Genomic DNA, 15,991 nt, shown 5'->3' on the forward strand with positions numbered 1-15,991 from the left:
CATAAATAAGTTTTATTTATAAATAATCTTGAATGTTAATTATTATGTTAGACAAAAAAGGATAACAAAGTGATATCTACAAACAAAATTGATGAATTTTTAATAGATTTTTCATTGCTAAAAGAAGTACCGATTGATTTCTGCAAGAAAAATAGAGTTTTGCCAGTTAGCATAGAAGATAAAAATTTAAAATTAATTTGTAACAAAGAAAGTGATCTTCATGTTTTCGAAGAGATAAAACAATATATAGATTTCAATCAGGTAAAAAAAGTAAATGTAAGTGAAGTTGATATGGATCATTACATGGAAATGATTTACCCACAGAAATTAGAATCCATAGAAAGACTTTTTTCTTCAAAAGAGGTTGATGGAGAGATTTTGGTTGATTCTGTTATCGTAGAAGCTATAAAAAGTAATGCATCAGACATACATATAATACCCAAGGAAGGGTTCTTTTATATAAAGTACAGAATAGATGGGGTTCTTTATAGTAGATATAGTTTCTCTAAGGAAAAATGGAATACAGTTTGCATAAGAATTAAAGTTATGTCTGAGTTGGATATATCTGAAACAAGGATTTCACAAGATGGAAGTTTTGAAAGAGAGTTTTGTAATAAAAAATTAGATTTTAGGGTTTCTTGTCATCCTGTTATGTTTGGAGAGAGCATAGTTATACGAATTCTAAATGGTAGTGAGCAGTTCTTTTTGGGATCTATAGATTATTCAGAGAAAAATAAACAAAATATGGAGAAATTTATAGATATACCAGATGGATTAATAATATTCACTGGTCCAACTGGTTCTGGGAAAACCACTTCTTTGTACAGTATTCTTTCATCAATAAATCATGAATCAAATAATATAATAACTTTAGAAGATCCTATAGAATTTAAAATACCTTTTGCTAGACAAACAGATATCAACAAATACCCCAAAATGGATTATATAAATGGGATAAAATCAATTCTAAGACAAGATCCAGATGTGATATTGATAGGTGAGATTAGAGATGAGAAAACAGCCAATATGGCAATAAGAGCAGCAATGACAGGGCATAAAGTTTTTACAACATTGCACACTACAAACATAGCTGGGGTTGTAGATAGGTTAATGGAGTTCAACATAGATAAAACTTTGATATTCCAATATTTAAAAGGGATTGTTGCACAAAGGCTAGTTAGGAAGTTGTGTTCATGTAAAACAGAGGTTAAGAACTGTTATTCTGGGCAGCTTAGAAAGCATATTGATTGTGATTACTTTTTTAAATCTAATGGATGTGAAAAATGTGAAGGTATTGGATTTAGTGGAAGAACTGTAGTTGCTGAGAGTGTTTTTTTGAAACCAAATGATATGCAAGAATTTGTGAATAATAAAACTTTGAAGAAAGAGATTTTTGAAAGTATGTGTGTGGATGGCATTCATAAGGTGAAAAACGGAATTACAAGTTATGAAGAGCTGAAGAGATGCATAGATATGAGCGAATATGAATAAAGTACAAGTGAAAAATACTATGTGAACTGGTTTTATTGAATAAATAGTTGTGTTGAAATGATTTGAAGATAAATCACAGAATTAATAAACACTACTCTATTTTCATTGTTAGTTTCTTTGCTTGCCAGTTTTATAAAGAAGATCAGAGCCTTAATGATTAGGGAATATTTCTTGGCATATTGGTATATTTTTATCGAGATTATGTTTTAGTTTAGTTTTAAGATTAAATTTTTGGGAGATCTGCAAAGTATGATGTTTAAGTATGTATATATTTTTAATAACCAGAAAACACTTGGTTATATTGATGCTAAAAATAAAGCAGAAGTTTTCGATTTTTTAAGTTCAAAACAAACAAATGGAAATAATATAGACTTGGTATGTGTAAAAAGAAGTTATATTGCTTTTATAAATAAATTTTTATTTAGGAAGATGTTTAAGTACAAGGATATGTACATAATGTTTGGATTTTTGCATAAATTTTTATCGAAAGGACTTAGTCTTGATAAGTCACTAAAATGTATATCTGAATGCAAAATAAAAATGAGTAGCTTTTGTTTAGATGTATATGAAATTATAAAGAATGGAAAGTCATTTTCTCATTGTTTTAAAAGTAAATCAGAACATTTTCCCAGAAATGCATTATATCCACTGCTTTTAATAGATAAAGTAGGTGACCTAGATTTATACTGTCAAAATTTATCTGACTATTATAAAAATATTTCAGAAAAGAAAGAAAAAATAAATAAAGCTATGAGATATCCATTGGGCTTATTAAGCTTCTTTGTATTTATTTTTGTATTTTTGGTTAAATTTTTTATTCCTAGCATAGTGGATATATTTAATGACATGAGTCTGGAAATCCCTATGTTTCTAAATTGTATTCATTGTATAGGGAATAATTTAGGGTCTATTGGTTTAGTTCTCTTAGTGATTATGACCTTGTTATATTATTTTAATTACAAATTGGATTACATAATTGACCGACTTCCTATAGTTGGCGCTTATAGGAGATATAGAGATTTTTCTTTCTTTTACAAATCTATAAGCTTGTTTATTAACAATGGAGTTCACTTAACTGATGCTATCAAAAATACTGGGAATGTTTTTAGTAATAAGAAAATGGTTGAAAAAATAAACAGCATAACAAGCAGTTTGCTAAGTGGGTATAGTTTACATAAATCTTTCGAGAGAGCTGACTTAGATTACATGGATGTAATAATGATAGATCTTTATGAAAAATCTGGAGATATAAAGTTAGGTTTTGAGTTTTTAGCTAAGGCGAATGAGGATAATATGATTGAAATTATAGATTTGATTAAAGATTATGCACAACCTTTAGTTCTTATCTTCACTGGTGTTTTGCTTGGCCTAATAGCTTATGTAGTTCTTTCTCCAATACAATATATAATTTCTGATTTGAAATGATTTTATATTTAGAGAGCTAATCTCAGCTATGATGTGATTTTATATAATATTTGTTTTTATGTTTAAGGTTTATAGAAATATTTTATATTTTAGTTTATTTGGATTTTTATTTTGTCTGAAATTTATGGGAGTTTTATGATCTTAAGCAGTAAAGTTATGTGTTTAAAAACACAAGTTGGAAATAATTTTTATAATAGTAACTTAGAGAAAATTAGTGACTCTAAATATGATATATGTCTAATAGATGAAACATTAAGTTACATGAAAATAGAAAGAATTCCTCAAGGTTTTAATTTTCTAGATAGAATTAAGTGGATACTAAACCTAGAGAAGAAGTTATTTCTAAACAAGAGCTTTAAAAGAATATTTTATAATAAAGAATTATGTGTATGGATCTATTCCAATATTAAGGTTAATAAGAAAATCAAATGGTCAGTAGTAGAAAAAGTCGAATTGCTAAAGAAATTATGTAGAAATGTAAATATAAGCGAAGTTTGGGTAATACGTGAAGGAGATAGGAACGTTTGCGTTAGCTTATTAAAAGGGAAAATTGTATTTTTTAAAGTCATGGACTCAAATGTTGGTGCAGAAGTCGCTGAGATATCTGATTACATGTCCGATAAATATAGCTTTAAGCCATATATAAGAACCTTTGGTGATGATGTAGAAATAAATAGTGATTACTCTTATTCTAATTCTGAAGTGGAAGTAAAAACTAAGCTTTCTATAGGAATGTTAGCTTTTTCTTACTTAAAAAGTTTTAAAATGGATTTCTACTGCTATGTAACTAATAGTATAGCTTTGAGTTTGTTGATTTTGTTTAGTAGCTATATATCCATTAATAACAAGATATTAAAGAAGGACATATTAATTAATCAAAAACAGATATTAGATTTGAATAATAAGCTTTCTAATATTCCTAATGTTAATCATATTAAGCAATTAATGTCTTTTAAAAGTAATGTATTTAGTTTCACACAGAAACATAACAAGTTATCTGATAAGAATGTTTCTTTCTGAAGTTAAAAAAGTTATAAATGCACATAAATACTATAATATATACATTATACATCTATGTACCATGGACATGCTTAGATTTGAGAATACAGCATATAATAAAATAATTATTGTATGGAGGCGGTGTATAATGAGTTACTTAGCAATTTTATTGTAAAAATCTGTTGTTTATATGTTCCATGATTTATAGGCCAGATATACTTTAGATAGATATTCCAGCAAAGCATCTTTGCTAGGTTCTTCTTGAGAATAGTAAAATGATTTTAGATTTTCTATTAACTCCCCTAATTTAGGTCCTGGATTAATTTTTGTTATATCCATGATTTGCTTACCAGATAAAGGAAATGGATACTTACGCCATTTTTCTAGGAAATCAAAATTATTTAAATTGCTTTTTAATATTATACCATCCCAAAATAATTCATCTGTAGATTCATGTAGCCATCGTATGTGGTTATATTTATTTTCTAGAACTAGATCTTTTAATGTAATTACATTTTTATACTGCTTGTTGGAAAGTTTCATTTTTGTGAAATCTCCGTAAAAACAGGATAATCTACATATTTCACTGGTTTTCCTATTTTTCTGTTTTTCACTAATATTTAATTTATTTAATATTTCTAGATTTGGTTTTGGGAAATCACAATAATCCCAAATTCTAATTTCATCTATTAATTTTACAGTTTCTAAAAATTTATTAGAGCTCAGTATCTTCAAAAGTTCACTAGTGCATCTTTCTCTAGATATTTTGATTAGGTTTTCTATTTGTTTTTTACATTCACTAAATGATAAGTTATCATATTGCTCTCCATAAAATGACGAAAACCTGAAAAATCTCAATATACGAAGATAATCCTCTTGGATTCTTTGGGCAGGATTGCCAATGAACTTTATAGTTCTGGATTTTATATCTTTTAACCCATTTACAAAGTCAAATATGTTTCCGTTTTTATCTAAGTACAGTGCATTTATTGTAAGATCTCTTCTTTCAGCATCTTCTTTCCATGATTTGGAAAATCTTACATCAGCATATCTTCCATATGATTTCACATCCACTCTTAGTGTGGTTACTTCATAAGAAAATCCATTTTTCACGCATGTTACAGTGCCATGTTGTAATCCAGTTGGAATGACTTGGAACTTATTTTCTCTTGCTTTTTTAATTACTTCTTCAGGGGTTAGTTCTGTCGCTATATCTATATCTCCAATTTGTATTCCAAGCAAGTGGTTTCTTACAGCTCCACCCACAACCATAGCTGGCTCTAGCGCAGAAAGTAGATTTTGCAAGTTGTGCTCTTGTAACCATAAGGCACTACTTTTTGACGCTATTTTGTAATTTTCGAATAAGTCGCTTTCTTTTGAAATATCTTCTTTTCCATTCATTGATAACATTATACAATTTTCCTATTTTTTAGCTTTATATTTTTATTAGATTCTCATTTACTCTAAGATTCCTATTTTAGAATAATGATATGTTTTAAACTTAAATACATTTTAAGTATTTTTGTTAAGTTTATTATATTTTATTATTTATCTTTATACTGAATCAAATCCAGAAAATTCCTAGTAGTTATGTCTGCAAAAAAATCTTTATCTACATTTCTTAATTCTGCTAGGAATTCTCCAACGTGCCTTACAAACGCAGGTTCGTTTTTCTTTCCTCTATGAGGTTCTGGAGCAAGAAAAGGAGCATCAGTTTCTATAAGAATTCTTTCATTTGGAATGAATTTTGCTACATCTAAAATATTTTTAGATACATTTTTAAATGTAATTATCCCAGAAAATGATACATACCAACCAAGATCTAATATTTTCTTTGCGAATTCCATTGTTCCCGTGAAGCAGTGAGCTATTCCCACTACATCTGGATATTTCTTGATTATGTCTAATGTATCTTGCTCTGCATCTCTCATATGAAGAACTATAGGCTTATTATATTTTTTGGCGAACTCTAAATGCATTTCAAAAGATTTTTTCTGTTCTTTAGGTGTGTTCTGAAAATCTTTGAAATAATCTATGCCTGTTTCTCCTATAGCTACGACATTTGGTTTTTCTATCCAAGTTTGCAAATAGTTTTCAATAACATCTATTTGCTTTACTTCTTTATCAAGTGGATGCACCCCTACAGAGGCGAATATTTTAGAGTTGTAGTCTGTGTAGTCGTATATCTTGTCTAATGTATTTGAAGAAGTGCTGATTGTCATAGCGCAACCTACTTCATTCAGATGCATGTTATTTATTTTTTCTTTTACGTTTCCAAACATTGGCTCATAATCTAAGTGACAGTGCGAATCAGTCCATTTTCCATTCATTTACTTACTCTCCTTATTAACCATATTCATTATGATTTATCTTCTTCGTGTATCCTTAGGATTGGTATGTATTTAGAATTCCAGCTTTGTTTTATTTTGTTCATAATCTGTTTGTTGCTAGTTTCTATAATGTCTTTTGATTCTTCATTTATAAAATTACAATAAATATCTGCATATTTTAAATCTTTGCTCATTTTTACTCTGGTAACTGTGCAAATACTGCCAAACATTTTCCAGATAATCTCTCGTATTGCGTCAAGAAAATGTTCTGATGCTCTAATATTTCTTTTGTAAGGTTTCACAAAAGATTTATACTACAAAAATGCACTAACCACAAAATAATAATATACAAATGGTAATAAATCTTCACTTTATGACTCATATGTCGTTGATGATTGGTTGTATTTTAATGCAGAAAAGTGCAATTCTTAGTCATTTTTTTGACTTTGTATGTAAAAAAAGTTCATTTTATTATATTATTAACGTTAGATTATGAAATTATTAAATAACTTGTTAAATAAGTTTTACTTTTTATCTAGATTGTTAAGTAAGAATATAGCAGATTTTTATTTTAAGAACTCTATTGATTCTATAAATAATGATAAAAGTATTGTCAAAAGAACAGCTGCCTCTTTTAGTAGTTTAATTTTATGTTGCATGGTTTTTTGTTCATCTGTTTCTAAAGCTGAATTATATGAAGATCTAAAAGGCAGTCATACTTTAATTGGACTTACATTCGCAGGAACTTCTAATCCTAAATATGGATTTAAAACCAAAGACATGGGATACAGTGATTTAGAAAAATATACTGAGAGAAATAATCCATTTTATGGTGCATTGTCGTTGAATATAGTTAAGGTTTATAGGAATATTTTTTCTTTATCTAACTGTTTCGAAATAGGATTAATGAAAAACAGAATGATTTTAGCATTAGAAGGTGACAAAATAGAGATAAAACACAAAAACTTCTTTGGATCATTTTTAATTTCTGCAGGATTAAGTGTGGTAGATAAAATGGAAATGTATCTTTCTACAGGATTAAATTTATGTAGATTTTCAAATAAGGCTTGGTTGAATGGGAAAGAGTACGAATTTTCAGGGAAAAATTTGTTGCTACCTCACTTAGTGTTTAGATCTGGTATTAGGCTAATGGTTCACAAAAGAGTTACCATGGATCTGTTTTACATTTTCTCTACATCACTGGAAAAAGAAATAAGGGTTAGAACTATAGCTAATGAAGATATACCTGCATTCAAATCTAATGATGATTTTAATAAAAAGAATTTTAAGCTTAAATCTAAATTTGGTATGATAGGAATTACAGCAAACTATAAAATATAGCTATTATTCAAGAGATCTTAATTTATGTTAAGACCTTTAAATATGCTATTTTAAACTTCGAAATATGATATTCTATCAGAAATGATTTCTTTATCCTTGAGATTTGCTTTGTCTATTATTATTGCTTTTTTGTTTTCTAGTAATCTTAATAATGATTATTGGCTTGTAAGTTTATTTAGTTTCTTTAAAAGCTTTTTCCATATACAATTCATTTTTATTCCTTTTGCATTTAGAAATGCCCTTTCTATAGTTTTATTTTTCTCTAATAGTGTTTTGCTAAATAATTTCGGAATTGGGAAAGGTATGTTTGGAGAAATAAACTCTAGATACATCCCTACTTATGCTGCCTTTATACCATATGGAATTCTGATTGTGTTTTTATTGTATAAGAAGATTAAACAGAGGAATCTAAAAACTTTATCTAACAAACCAAAAAACAAGAAGCCTGCTAATAGCTCTAATAATCAGGACATCCCTGCTAAAAAATTAAATGTTCATGAAAAAGTATCTGGTAACGAAAAGTCTAATAAATTTAATATGCCATCAATATCATTTTTGTCTTCTATAAGAAATAAAACTGCTGAAACTATTTCTAAAGATGTGCTTGCTAGGGTTTTGAAAGAATTTAAAGTTGAAGGTCGTTTATTAGATAAACATACTGGGCCGGTAGTTACAGTTTTTGAGTTTGAGCCAGCGCCGGGAGTAAAAGCCTCTAGGATAATTAATTTAGCATATGATATTGCTAGATCTACAGAATCTCTGTCTGCAAGGATAGCCCCTATTCCTGGAAAAAATTTGTTAGGTATTGAGCTGGCGAATAAAGTTAGAAATATGGTTACTTTGAAAGAAGTTTTAGCTTCTAATAATTTTATGAATACTTCTGCGAGTCTTCCTTTGGCATTAGGTTGTGATATAGCTGGAAGAGCAGTTGTAGTTGATCTGGTTCAAATGCCACATCTTTTGGTTTCTGGAACTACTGGATCTGGTAAATCTGTTTCTATGCATAGCATGATGCTTTCACTTTTATATTCTAAAACGCCAGATGAATGTAAGTTTATACTTATAGACCCAAAGATGCTTGAGCTTTCTATTTATAATGATATTCCTCATTTGTTGAGCCCGGTAGTTACAGATCCTAAGGAAGCTATACAGGTTTTGAAATGGGTTGTTCAGGAAATGGAAAGAAGATACAAATTGCTGTCCAAGGCTGAGGTAAGAAATGTACATTCGTATAACCAGAAAGCAAAACAAAACAAAGAAACTGAGATTCCATTTTTAGTAGTAGTAGTAGATGAGTTTGCTGACTTAATGCTTACTGCAGGTAAAGAAGTAGAGATTTCTGTACAAAGATTAGCTCAAATGGCTAGAGCATCTGGTATACACATAATAATGGCAACCCAGAGGCCTTCTGTTGATGTGGTTACTGGAACTATGAAATCTAACTTCCCTACAAGAATAACATTCCAGTTAGCTTCTTCTACTGATAGCAGAACTATTATGGGATACAATAGTGGTGCAGAACAACTTTTAGGAAAGGGAGATATGCTTTATCTTTCTCCTGGTCAGCCTACTATAAGAATGCAAGGCCCATTTGTGTCTGATGATGAGGTACAGAAAATTATTGGGCATTTGAAAGCAAGCGGTAAACCTGAGTATATAAAATTGCATGTAATAGAAGATCTTTCTAATCTAGATAACGGAAATAGTGAGGATTTGACATATAAGATGGCTCTACGAATAGTGCTAGAAGAGAAAAAAGTTTCTATAAGCTATCTACAGCGTAGGTTGAGTATAGGATATAATAAATCAGCGAAAATAGTGGAAGAAATGGAAAAGCAAGGAATAGTTAGTACACCTGATAGAACAGGTAAAAGAGAGGTTTTAAAGTAAGGCAATAAGCGTTAAATAAACGACTTATGCTGAGGGGGAGTTAGATTATGAAAGTTTTATTAGATAAGAAATTAGTTTTATATTAACTATGCCTAGAAAATATTGTGCTATTATGGCATCAGATAATTATTTCTCCTTCGAATGATATTTCTGCAGGTCCTTTTTGCCATATTTTGTTAGAATCTCTGCTCATTTCTATCTTGCCCAGCTTAGTATGAAAGATTAATTTTTTATATTCATCTTTTGTGTTTGTCCTACTACATTCTGTATTCGTATTTCTTTCCACTTTACATTTAAGATCCGACGCTTTTTCTGTTAGTTGTACTGGGTTTTGTAAAGTCCATAAAACAAAGGCTGCAGCTGCAGTTCCAGAGCCACATGCCATAGTTGGGCCTACCCCCCTTTCATATGGCATTATGTTCCAATTGTCTGAGTTTATGTCTAATTTATTATCTTTTGTAATAATATTCGATTCAGTCGTTGAGGTTTCTTTATTTTTTGTTTTCTGTTTTTTATCTACTGATTTATCATTAGGCCAGATCCAGATTATGTTGAACATACTGGTTAGGTGTTTGAATATATTGATATCGTGATCCCATTTTGCCTCTCGATTATTTATTACTACTATATGATTATTTCCAGTATTTACAGTAAAAACATGAAAAGCATCTAATGCAGAAATTTCCTCTAAACCTATTTCGCATGTATTAAAGAATTCAGATTTGCTTGTATCCTTTGTGTTTATTTTCTTTTTCAGAGCAATGTTTTTATTTTGTGGAATGCATGGATTTTTCTGTTTAGAGTTATCAATCTCAGAGATTTCTTCTGCAAAAAATTCACATGGCATTGAATATGTTATTTCTCCTCCTGTATATATTGCTTTTACTAATCCAGAATCTGTATATAAACTTAACTCTAAATTGGCATTACTTATGTCATTATTTACGAGTTTGTTTGTGTTATAAGTTTTATTGTCTTTGCAGATTAGATTATTGGACAAAATGTTGTCGAAAATATACAAAGCTACAGCTCTGATTCCATTTCCACAGAATGCTGCGTGTGATCCATCAGAATTCCAGAATTTTACTATGTAATTAGTTTGTGGGTTACATAATTCTGAAATATTATTACCATGTTTGTTTCCTATACTTCTTTCATGAATAGACTCTGCATATATAACTTGATCACATCCTATGCCTAGTTTTCTATCTGCAATATGTATTATGTTCTCCTGTGCAAACATTGCAAAGCAATGTTCCCTTCCTGAAAACATTTCTTTTCCGATTCCTGAGAAGAAAATGACGAAATCATTTCCTAATCCGTGAGCTTTTATAAATCTTGATTTATTTTGTAATTTTTTGTCTTCATTCTCACGGCACATATTAATGAATAGAATGCTATCTTAATTTTTTCTTGTAAAGCTTTTATTTGTATTATGTTTAATTTCATAGCAGAAATATTTTTTACTGTTATAGTGACAAGATAAGTAGAAAGATGCCGCAAGTACTGTTTGTATCTAATTTTTATTATTATGTTCATTCCAAAGCGTCAGAGCAGAGATTGCAGCAGTTTCTGCTCTTAAAACATTTTCATGTATTTTTACAAAATTCACATTATATTGCATAAAGAGGTCTATTTCTTTATCAGACCATCCTCCTTCAGGGCCTATTAGAATAGGATTAATATTGAATTCATTTTTAACTACATTGTTTATATAGTTATTATTTTCTAAGAAACATCTATCAAAAGCATGACAGACATTGGGATTTGTGTGTAATTCTAAAAATGATTGCAAAGTTGTTAGTTTGTTTATTTTAGGTACTAAATTATTTCTACTTTGTTCACATGCTTCTATTGCTATTTTGTTTAGTCTGGGTAGATCATCGAAATAATGATTTGTTCTATCAGTTTTGAGAATAAATACTTCCCTAGCTCCAAGCTCTGTAGCTTTTTCTATTGCCATTTCTATTTTATTTTTTCTTATAGATGCTATTCCTAAAATTGGCTTTGTGGTTTTATTTGCATTGTTCAGTTCTTCAGTTACATTAATATTCGGAAATTCTATTTCAGCAACCCAAGATTTTCCATTATAAAAAACTTCCAATTTGTCTGTGTTTTTCTTTCTCATTACATTTTTCAGATAATGTATTTGATCTAGCTTTAGATGAACCTTTCCTGGCTTGCATCCCTCTATATATAATCTAATCATAATTGTTCCCCTTTCTCATATGCTTTTACACTAATAGCGTTTCATGTTTAAATGCAGATTTACTTTTTAATTCTTTAGATCCTCTTGCATGAAGCTGATTCTTGAGACGCATCTATTATCAGAGATGAGCTTCCTCTAATATTTCGATCATCATTTATTCCTTCTATATCAAAGGGTATATTTTCAAACAATATTGGAGTTTCTTGGTTTGATATATTTGCACTGCTCATACAAAAAGGCACGCCAACTTTCTCTATTACATTTTGGAAAATTTTATTTTCAGGAATTCTTATCCCTATCTTTCCTGTATATTCGCTTTTTGAGTGGAAACCTGCTTTTTTGTTAGACTTCACTATTAAAGTAAAGGGTCCTGGGAAAATTCTATAGGCTAATTCTAAAATTTTCTTATCTATGTCAAAAATACTTAGCATTGCTTTAGTTATATGTAATGTGATTGGTTTGTTTATATTTCTTTCTTTTAAGTAGAAAATACGATCTATAGAATCTTGGCAGTCATATCTACACCCTATTCCATATACAGTTTCAGTGGGCAATATAACAGCCTCACCCTTTTCTATTAATTTAGATACTTCGTGTATATTTTTACTTTTAGGCATGATTCGAGATTATATTACTTATTTTCTTTATTAAACATATCTAGAGCTTTGTTTCTTAAATCAGTGTTGCTAGTATCGTTTGCTTGTGAGTTATTTTGCGTGTTATTACTTACTACTTTGCTTTCTTGATCTATTTGGTATGCCTTGTTATTTGTGGTGTGTTTTTCATCTTTCAATTGGCTTAGCGATTGTTTTTCAGATTTTTCAGATCTATTCGAGTTATTCACGAAAGCCTGTGAATCTTTTGTCTTAGTTTGGGTCTTCTTGCTGTTACCAAAATCATGAGAGTTTACAGGCTGATCGTTCTCGCTAAAATTTTGTTCATTCTTACTAGAACTAAGGTTATTCTGACAATCATTTTGAGTAGTGCTATCTTCTGGAAATACTTTTAAGCAAAGTGCTGCTTTTAATATATACATATCTAATAACTCTGCTGGGTAAGGACTTTTATTTAAGTCTACACAGCTTTGGGCTAACATGAATCCTATTGTTATGGACTTTTTGTCTGCCTTTTTTTTTCTTATAAAGGTAAGAATTTGGGATATAAAATTTAATGGATCAGCTCCATTCTCTAAAATCTTATCTATAGTGTTTTTTATTCCTTCTAGATTATAGTCTAGTATCATTTGAACCATATTCTCTACCTGATCAGAGGATGCAAGTCCAAGCATTTGATCTAGGTTTTCTGATTTGATTTTGTTTTCAAAAACTATAGCAGCTTGCTCAAGTATAGATAAAGCTTGCCTCATTGATCCTTTGGACGAAAATACGATTTTGTTTACAGCATCATCTTCTATATAATATCCTTGTTTGTCACTTACATTTTTAATATGCTCTGAGATTTTATTTTTGTTTATGCTTTCTAAATTTATTTTGAAGCATCTAGAAACTAAAGTTTTTGGTAATTTTTCTATTTCTGTAGTTGCAAGAACAAATTGTGCATATTCTTTAGGCTCTTCCAATGTTTTAAGTAACGCACTTATAGCGCTTCTAGAAAGCATGTGAACTTCATCTATGATATATGTCCTTTTTTTCGCTTTTACTGGTCTATATATATAACCTTCTAGTAATTGTCTTATGTCATCTACGCTTGTTTTGCTAGCTCCATCTAACTCTAATACATCAGGATGTGATCCATTTATTAGATCTTTGCATCCTGTGCATTGACCACAGAGATCATTTTCTTCCACATTTATTGTATTTGGACTTGCTTCATTTTCTGAATTTGATTTTGTGATTTTGTCTTTTATATTTTCACAACAATTCCATTGCGCTATGAGTCTTGCCAGTGTTGTTTTACCTGTTCCTGCTGGGCCATTTAATAGACAAACAGATCCTATTATATTTTTCTTTAACCCTTCATGTAGAAGTTTAACTGCCATCTCCTGACCAACTACTTCTGAAAATTTTCTGGGTCTCATTTTATTTGGCAAGCTACACATAACTTCATGATCCGACAAAAAATAATAAAATTCAATAAAGTTAGAATATCTACTGATAGTGTTGATTATAAGGATTCCTAGTAAAAGCTTTGTGGGTCTACGTCAATTATAATTTGTATATTTCTAGGCAGTTTCGATTTTATAGAATCAATCCATAATTTGACTTGTTTTTGTACGAATTGCCCTTTTTTGTACTTGATCAAGAAAGACCATCTGTATTGATTTTTATATTTTGTTAGCTGTGTTGGAGCTGGCCCTAGTATTTCTGCAGATATTTTAGGTTTTTTTATAGAATGTACAAACTTTTCTATACTTGCCTCTGACGAAGATCCAAAAACGATTCTAATCATTCTAGAAAATGGAGGAAGATCATGATTTTGTCTCATTTCCATTTCTTCTTTTACCCAAATATCTGTTTTATTTTCAGCTATAGATTTAAGTAAAATGCTTTCATCATCTTGTGTTTGTATGATGACTTTCCCTTTTTTATCTGCTCTCCCACACCTGCCTTTTACCTGAGTGATTGTCTGATACATTCTTTCTGTATGTCGTATGTCTCCAGTGTGCATTCCTACATCTCCTTGGACTATTCCAACTAAAGTTAAGTTAGGAAAATGGCATCCTTGGGCAAGTATTTGTGTTCCTATTATTATATCTATCTTCCCGCTAAGTATATTTTTAATAGCTACATCTACTTCGTTTGATTCATCACTGCTGAGCATTTGTATATTTTTGTCTGGGAACATATTTTGCATTTCTTGATGTATTTTCTGTATAGCTATTCCATACATTTTCCAATTAGCCTCTTCTTTGCAAGATGGGCATATTTTCTGTAGTTTTTCTTTCTTAGCGCAATAAGTGCAATGTGTGTAAAAGTTTTTGTGACAAACGACTCCTGTGCTGCATTCTGAGCATAACAATCTGTAATTGCAGTATTCACATATTACAAAAGGAGCGAACCCTCTTTTGTTCAGGAAAAGCATTACTTGCTCTTTCTTTTCTAAAGTTTTCTCGATATTAGTTTTCAGCTTTTGAGACATCCAAGTTTTAGTTTTTACTATTTCTATATCTAATTCATGTTTTATTTGTCTGGTTAATTTTATATGCTTATAAATTTTGTTTTGTACATTCCAAACTGTTTCTAGTGATGGTGTTGCTGAAACTAATACTATTGGACAGTTTTCTTTCTTTGCTTTTAGAATGGCTAAATCTTTTGCATTGTAGCGAGGTCCATTTTCTTGTTTATAGGTATTAGAATGCTCTTCATCTACTATAATTAATCCTAGATTTTTGAAAGGTATCCATATTGCAGATCTTACTCCTATTAAAACTCCATACTCTTCTTCACAGGCCCATTTCCATACAGAATCTTTGGATTTGTTGTGCCAAACATAAGGAGAATATCCAAATGAGTTAATGAATCTTTGCTTGATCTGCTTTGCAAGGGCAATCTCTGGAAGTATAATCAGAACTTGCTTATTTTGTTTCAAAACTTTTTTTACTAATTCGAAATATACATCTGTCTTTCCAGAACCTGTTTGGCCTTCTAAGAGCACAGGATTAAATCCATTTAACTTAGAAAGCTCTGCTACACAGCTCTTTTGATCCTCTGAGAACTCGAAAGGGTTTTGTTTTTTCTGTAAGATTGGGAATTTTATAGATGAGATATGATTTTCTTTTAGTAATTTTTTTATTTTTATAAGATTTAATTCAGTGTCTGATATTGTGAATTTGTAAGTTTGTTTTGGGTTTATATTTTCCATATTAGTTTCTATATCAATAGTTGCTTTGTTTGAATTTTGACTTGAAGTTTTTGAAGTTTGTGTATTTAAGATCTCATTTATATTTTCTAAATCATGACTCGAGCAGAAATATCCTGGCTTTTCCGAAAAAGATCCTAATACCATTTTTAATACAAGTGATTTAGATATAAGAGTATAATTTGATACTAGATCAATCCACTCCATTGAACTTTCAGTTATTTTATAAGGAAGAACAGTTTTGATATTCTTTATCTCTATATTTTTAAGTGATGTTTGTGTGTTTCTGGATGGTGAATTCCAAACAACACCAATAGATTCCTTGCTTCCTGCCTCTACCTTTACTAAAGTGCCAGGCTCTATATTTCCTTCTGTTTTATATGTGTACAGATTATCTGCGCTCCAGGAATAGGTCAAAAGAACATCAACTGTATTCATGCTTTTTATAATATCTATTTTATTTGTCATGTTTGTTTATTGATTCCAC

Annotated in this window: 13 protein-coding genes; 5 read left to right on the forward strand and 8 right to left on the reverse strand. The window is 29.9% G+C overall.

The window, feature by feature from the left end; genetic code table 11:
* The first annotated feature begins 69 nt into the window (after window positions 1-69).
* The 3 genes from FZC36_RS00005 to FZC36_RS00015 all read left to right on the forward strand — a co-directional run bounded on the left by FZC36_RS00005 (window position 70) and on the right by FZC36_RS00015 (window position 3,936).
* Window positions 70-1,491 carry a GspE/PulE family protein gene (locus tag FZC36_RS00005; protein ID WP_148971954.1) on the forward strand — a complete coding sequence of 474 codons (1,422 nt, stop codon included), beginning with the start codon at window positions 70-72 and terminating at the stop codon, window positions 1,489-1,491.
* A 252-nt stretch (window positions 1,492-1,743) separates the two neighbouring features.
* Window positions 1,744-2,916 (forward strand): type II secretion system F family protein, encoded by a 1,173-nt coding sequence (locus FZC36_RS00010; protein WP_187440112.1) that lies wholly within the window; start codon window positions 1,744-1,746, stop codon window positions 2,914-2,916.
* A gap of 135 nt (window positions 2,917-3,051) precedes the next feature.
* The gene (locus FZC36_RS00015) at window positions 3,052-3,936 is read left to right on the forward strand and encodes a hypothetical protein (protein ID WP_148971956.1); all 885 of its coding nucleotides are present in this window, start codon (window positions 3,052-3,054) and stop codon (window positions 3,934-3,936) included.
* A 165-nt stretch (window positions 3,937-4,101) separates the two neighbouring features.
* On the opposite strand, the gene FZC36_RS00020 is transcribed toward FZC36_RS00015, so the two are convergent.
* The 3 genes from FZC36_RS00020 to FZC36_RS00030 form a co-directional block, all read right to left on the reverse strand.
* Window positions 4,102-5,325, reverse strand: coding sequence for a CCA tRNA nucleotidyltransferase (locus tag FZC36_RS00020; protein ID WP_148971957.1), 1,224 nt, complete (start codon window positions 5,323-5,325; stop codon window positions 4,102-4,104).
* Between the two features lie 134 nt (window positions 5,326-5,459).
* On the reverse strand, window positions 5,460-6,245 hold the full coding sequence (locus tag FZC36_RS00025; RefSeq protein WP_148971958.1) for a TatD family hydrolase: 786 nt from the start codon (window positions 6,243-6,245) through the stop codon (window positions 5,460-5,462).
* Window positions 6,246-6,274: 29 nt separating this feature from the next.
* The gene (locus FZC36_RS00030) at window positions 6,275-6,547 is read right to left on the reverse strand and encodes a ribosome-binding factor A (RefSeq protein ID WP_148971959.1); all 273 of its coding nucleotides are present in this window, start codon (window positions 6,545-6,547) and stop codon (window positions 6,275-6,277) included.
* A gap of 190 nt (window positions 6,548-6,737) precedes the next feature.
* Between FZC36_RS00030 and FZC36_RS00035 the strand changes: the two genes are divergently transcribed.
* The gene (locus tag FZC36_RS00035) at window positions 6,738-7,586 is read left to right on the forward strand and encodes a hypothetical protein (protein ID WP_148971960.1); all 849 of its coding nucleotides are present in this window, start codon (window positions 6,738-6,740) and stop codon (window positions 7,584-7,586) included.
* 81 nt (window positions 7,587-7,667) lie between these two features.
* Window positions 7,668-9,476: a DNA translocase FtsK gene (locus FZC36_RS00040; protein WP_148971961.1), complete on the forward strand. Its 1,809-nt coding sequence runs from the start codon at window positions 7,668-7,670 to the stop codon at window positions 9,474-9,476.
* Between the two features lie 118 nt (window positions 9,477-9,594).
* On the opposite strand, the gene FZC36_RS00045 is transcribed toward FZC36_RS00040, so the two are convergent.
* From FZC36_RS00045 to priA, 5 genes are all read right to left on the reverse strand, one after another.
* On the reverse strand, window positions 9,595-10,857 hold the full coding sequence (locus FZC36_RS00045) for a diaminopimelate epimerase (RefSeq protein WP_148971962.1): 1,263 nt from the start codon (window positions 10,855-10,857) through the stop codon (window positions 9,595-9,597).
* 135 nt (window positions 10,858-10,992) lie between these two features.
* Complete coding sequence (locus FZC36_RS00050; protein WP_148971963.1) at window positions 10,993-11,685, reverse strand: 16S rRNA (uracil(1498)-N(3))-methyltransferase; 693 nt, start codon at window positions 11,683-11,685, stop codon at window positions 10,993-10,995.
* Window positions 11,686-11,759: 74 nt separating this feature from the next.
* On the reverse strand, window positions 11,760-12,302 hold the full coding sequence (locus FZC36_RS00055; protein WP_148971964.1) for an L-threonylcarbamoyladenylate synthase: 543 nt from the start codon (window positions 12,300-12,302) through the stop codon (window positions 11,760-11,762).
* Between the two features lie 14 nt (window positions 12,303-12,316).
* Window positions 12,317-13,735 carry a DNA polymerase III subunit gamma/tau gene (dnaX, locus tag FZC36_RS00060; RefSeq protein WP_187440113.1) on the reverse strand — a complete coding sequence of 473 codons (1,419 nt, stop codon included), beginning with the start codon at window positions 13,733-13,735 and terminating at the stop codon, window positions 12,317-12,319.
* Between the two features lie 86 nt (window positions 13,736-13,821).
* The gene (gene priA / locus FZC36_RS00065) at window positions 13,822-15,972 is read right to left on the reverse strand and encodes a replication restart helicase PriA (RefSeq protein ID WP_148971966.1); all 2,151 of its coding nucleotides are present in this window, start codon (window positions 15,970-15,972) and stop codon (window positions 13,822-13,824) included.
* Window positions 15,973-15,991: the final 19 nt, after the last annotated feature.

Source organism: Candidatus Nesciobacter abundans (assembly GCF_008189525.1).
Taxonomy (GTDB): domain Bacteria; phylum Pseudomonadota; class Alphaproteobacteria; order CAJXXZ01; family 1604HC; genus Nesciobacter; species Nesciobacter abundans.

What these genes read in the sequence shown, in the direction of transcription:
- FZC36_RS00010 (WP_187440112.1), top strand. Translation starts at nt 1,744, where the DNA reads ATGTTTAAGTATGTATATATTTTTAATAACCAGAAAACACTTGGTTAT.
- FZC36_RS00015 (WP_148971956.1), top strand. Translation starts at nt 3,052, where the DNA reads ATGATCTTAAGCAGTAAAGTTATGTGTTTAAAAACACAAGTTGGAAAT.
- FZC36_RS00020 (WP_148971957.1), bottom strand. Translation starts at nt 5,325, where the DNA reads ATGTTATCAATGAATGGAAAAGAAGATATTTCAAAAGAAAGCGACTTA.
- FZC36_RS00025 (WP_148971958.1), bottom strand. Translation starts at nt 6,245, where the DNA reads ATGAATGGAAAATGGACTGATTCGCACTGTCACTTAGATTATGAGCCA.
- FZC36_RS00035 (WP_148971960.1), top strand. Translation starts at nt 6,738, where the DNA reads ATGAAATTATTAAATAACTTGTTAAATAAGTTTTACTTTTTATCTAGA.
- FZC36_RS00040 (WP_148971961.1), top strand. Translation starts at nt 7,668, where the DNA reads ATGATTTCTTTATCCTTGAGATTTGCTTTGTCTATTATTATTGCTTTT.
- FZC36_RS00045 (WP_148971962.1), bottom strand. Translation starts at nt 10,857, where the DNA reads ATGTGCCGTGAGAATGAAGACAAAAAATTACAAAATAAATCAAGATTT.
- FZC36_RS00050 (WP_148971963.1), bottom strand. Translation starts at nt 11,685, where the DNA reads ATGATTAGATTATATATAGAGGGATGCAAGCCAGGAAAGGTTCATCTA.
- FZC36_RS00055 (WP_148971964.1), bottom strand. Translation starts at nt 12,302, where the DNA reads ATGCCTAAAAGTAAAAATATACACGAAGTATCTAAATTAATAGAAAAG.
- priA (WP_148971966.1), bottom strand. Translation starts at nt 15,972, where the DNA reads ATGACAAATAAAATAGATATTATAAAAAGCATGAATACAGTTGATGTT.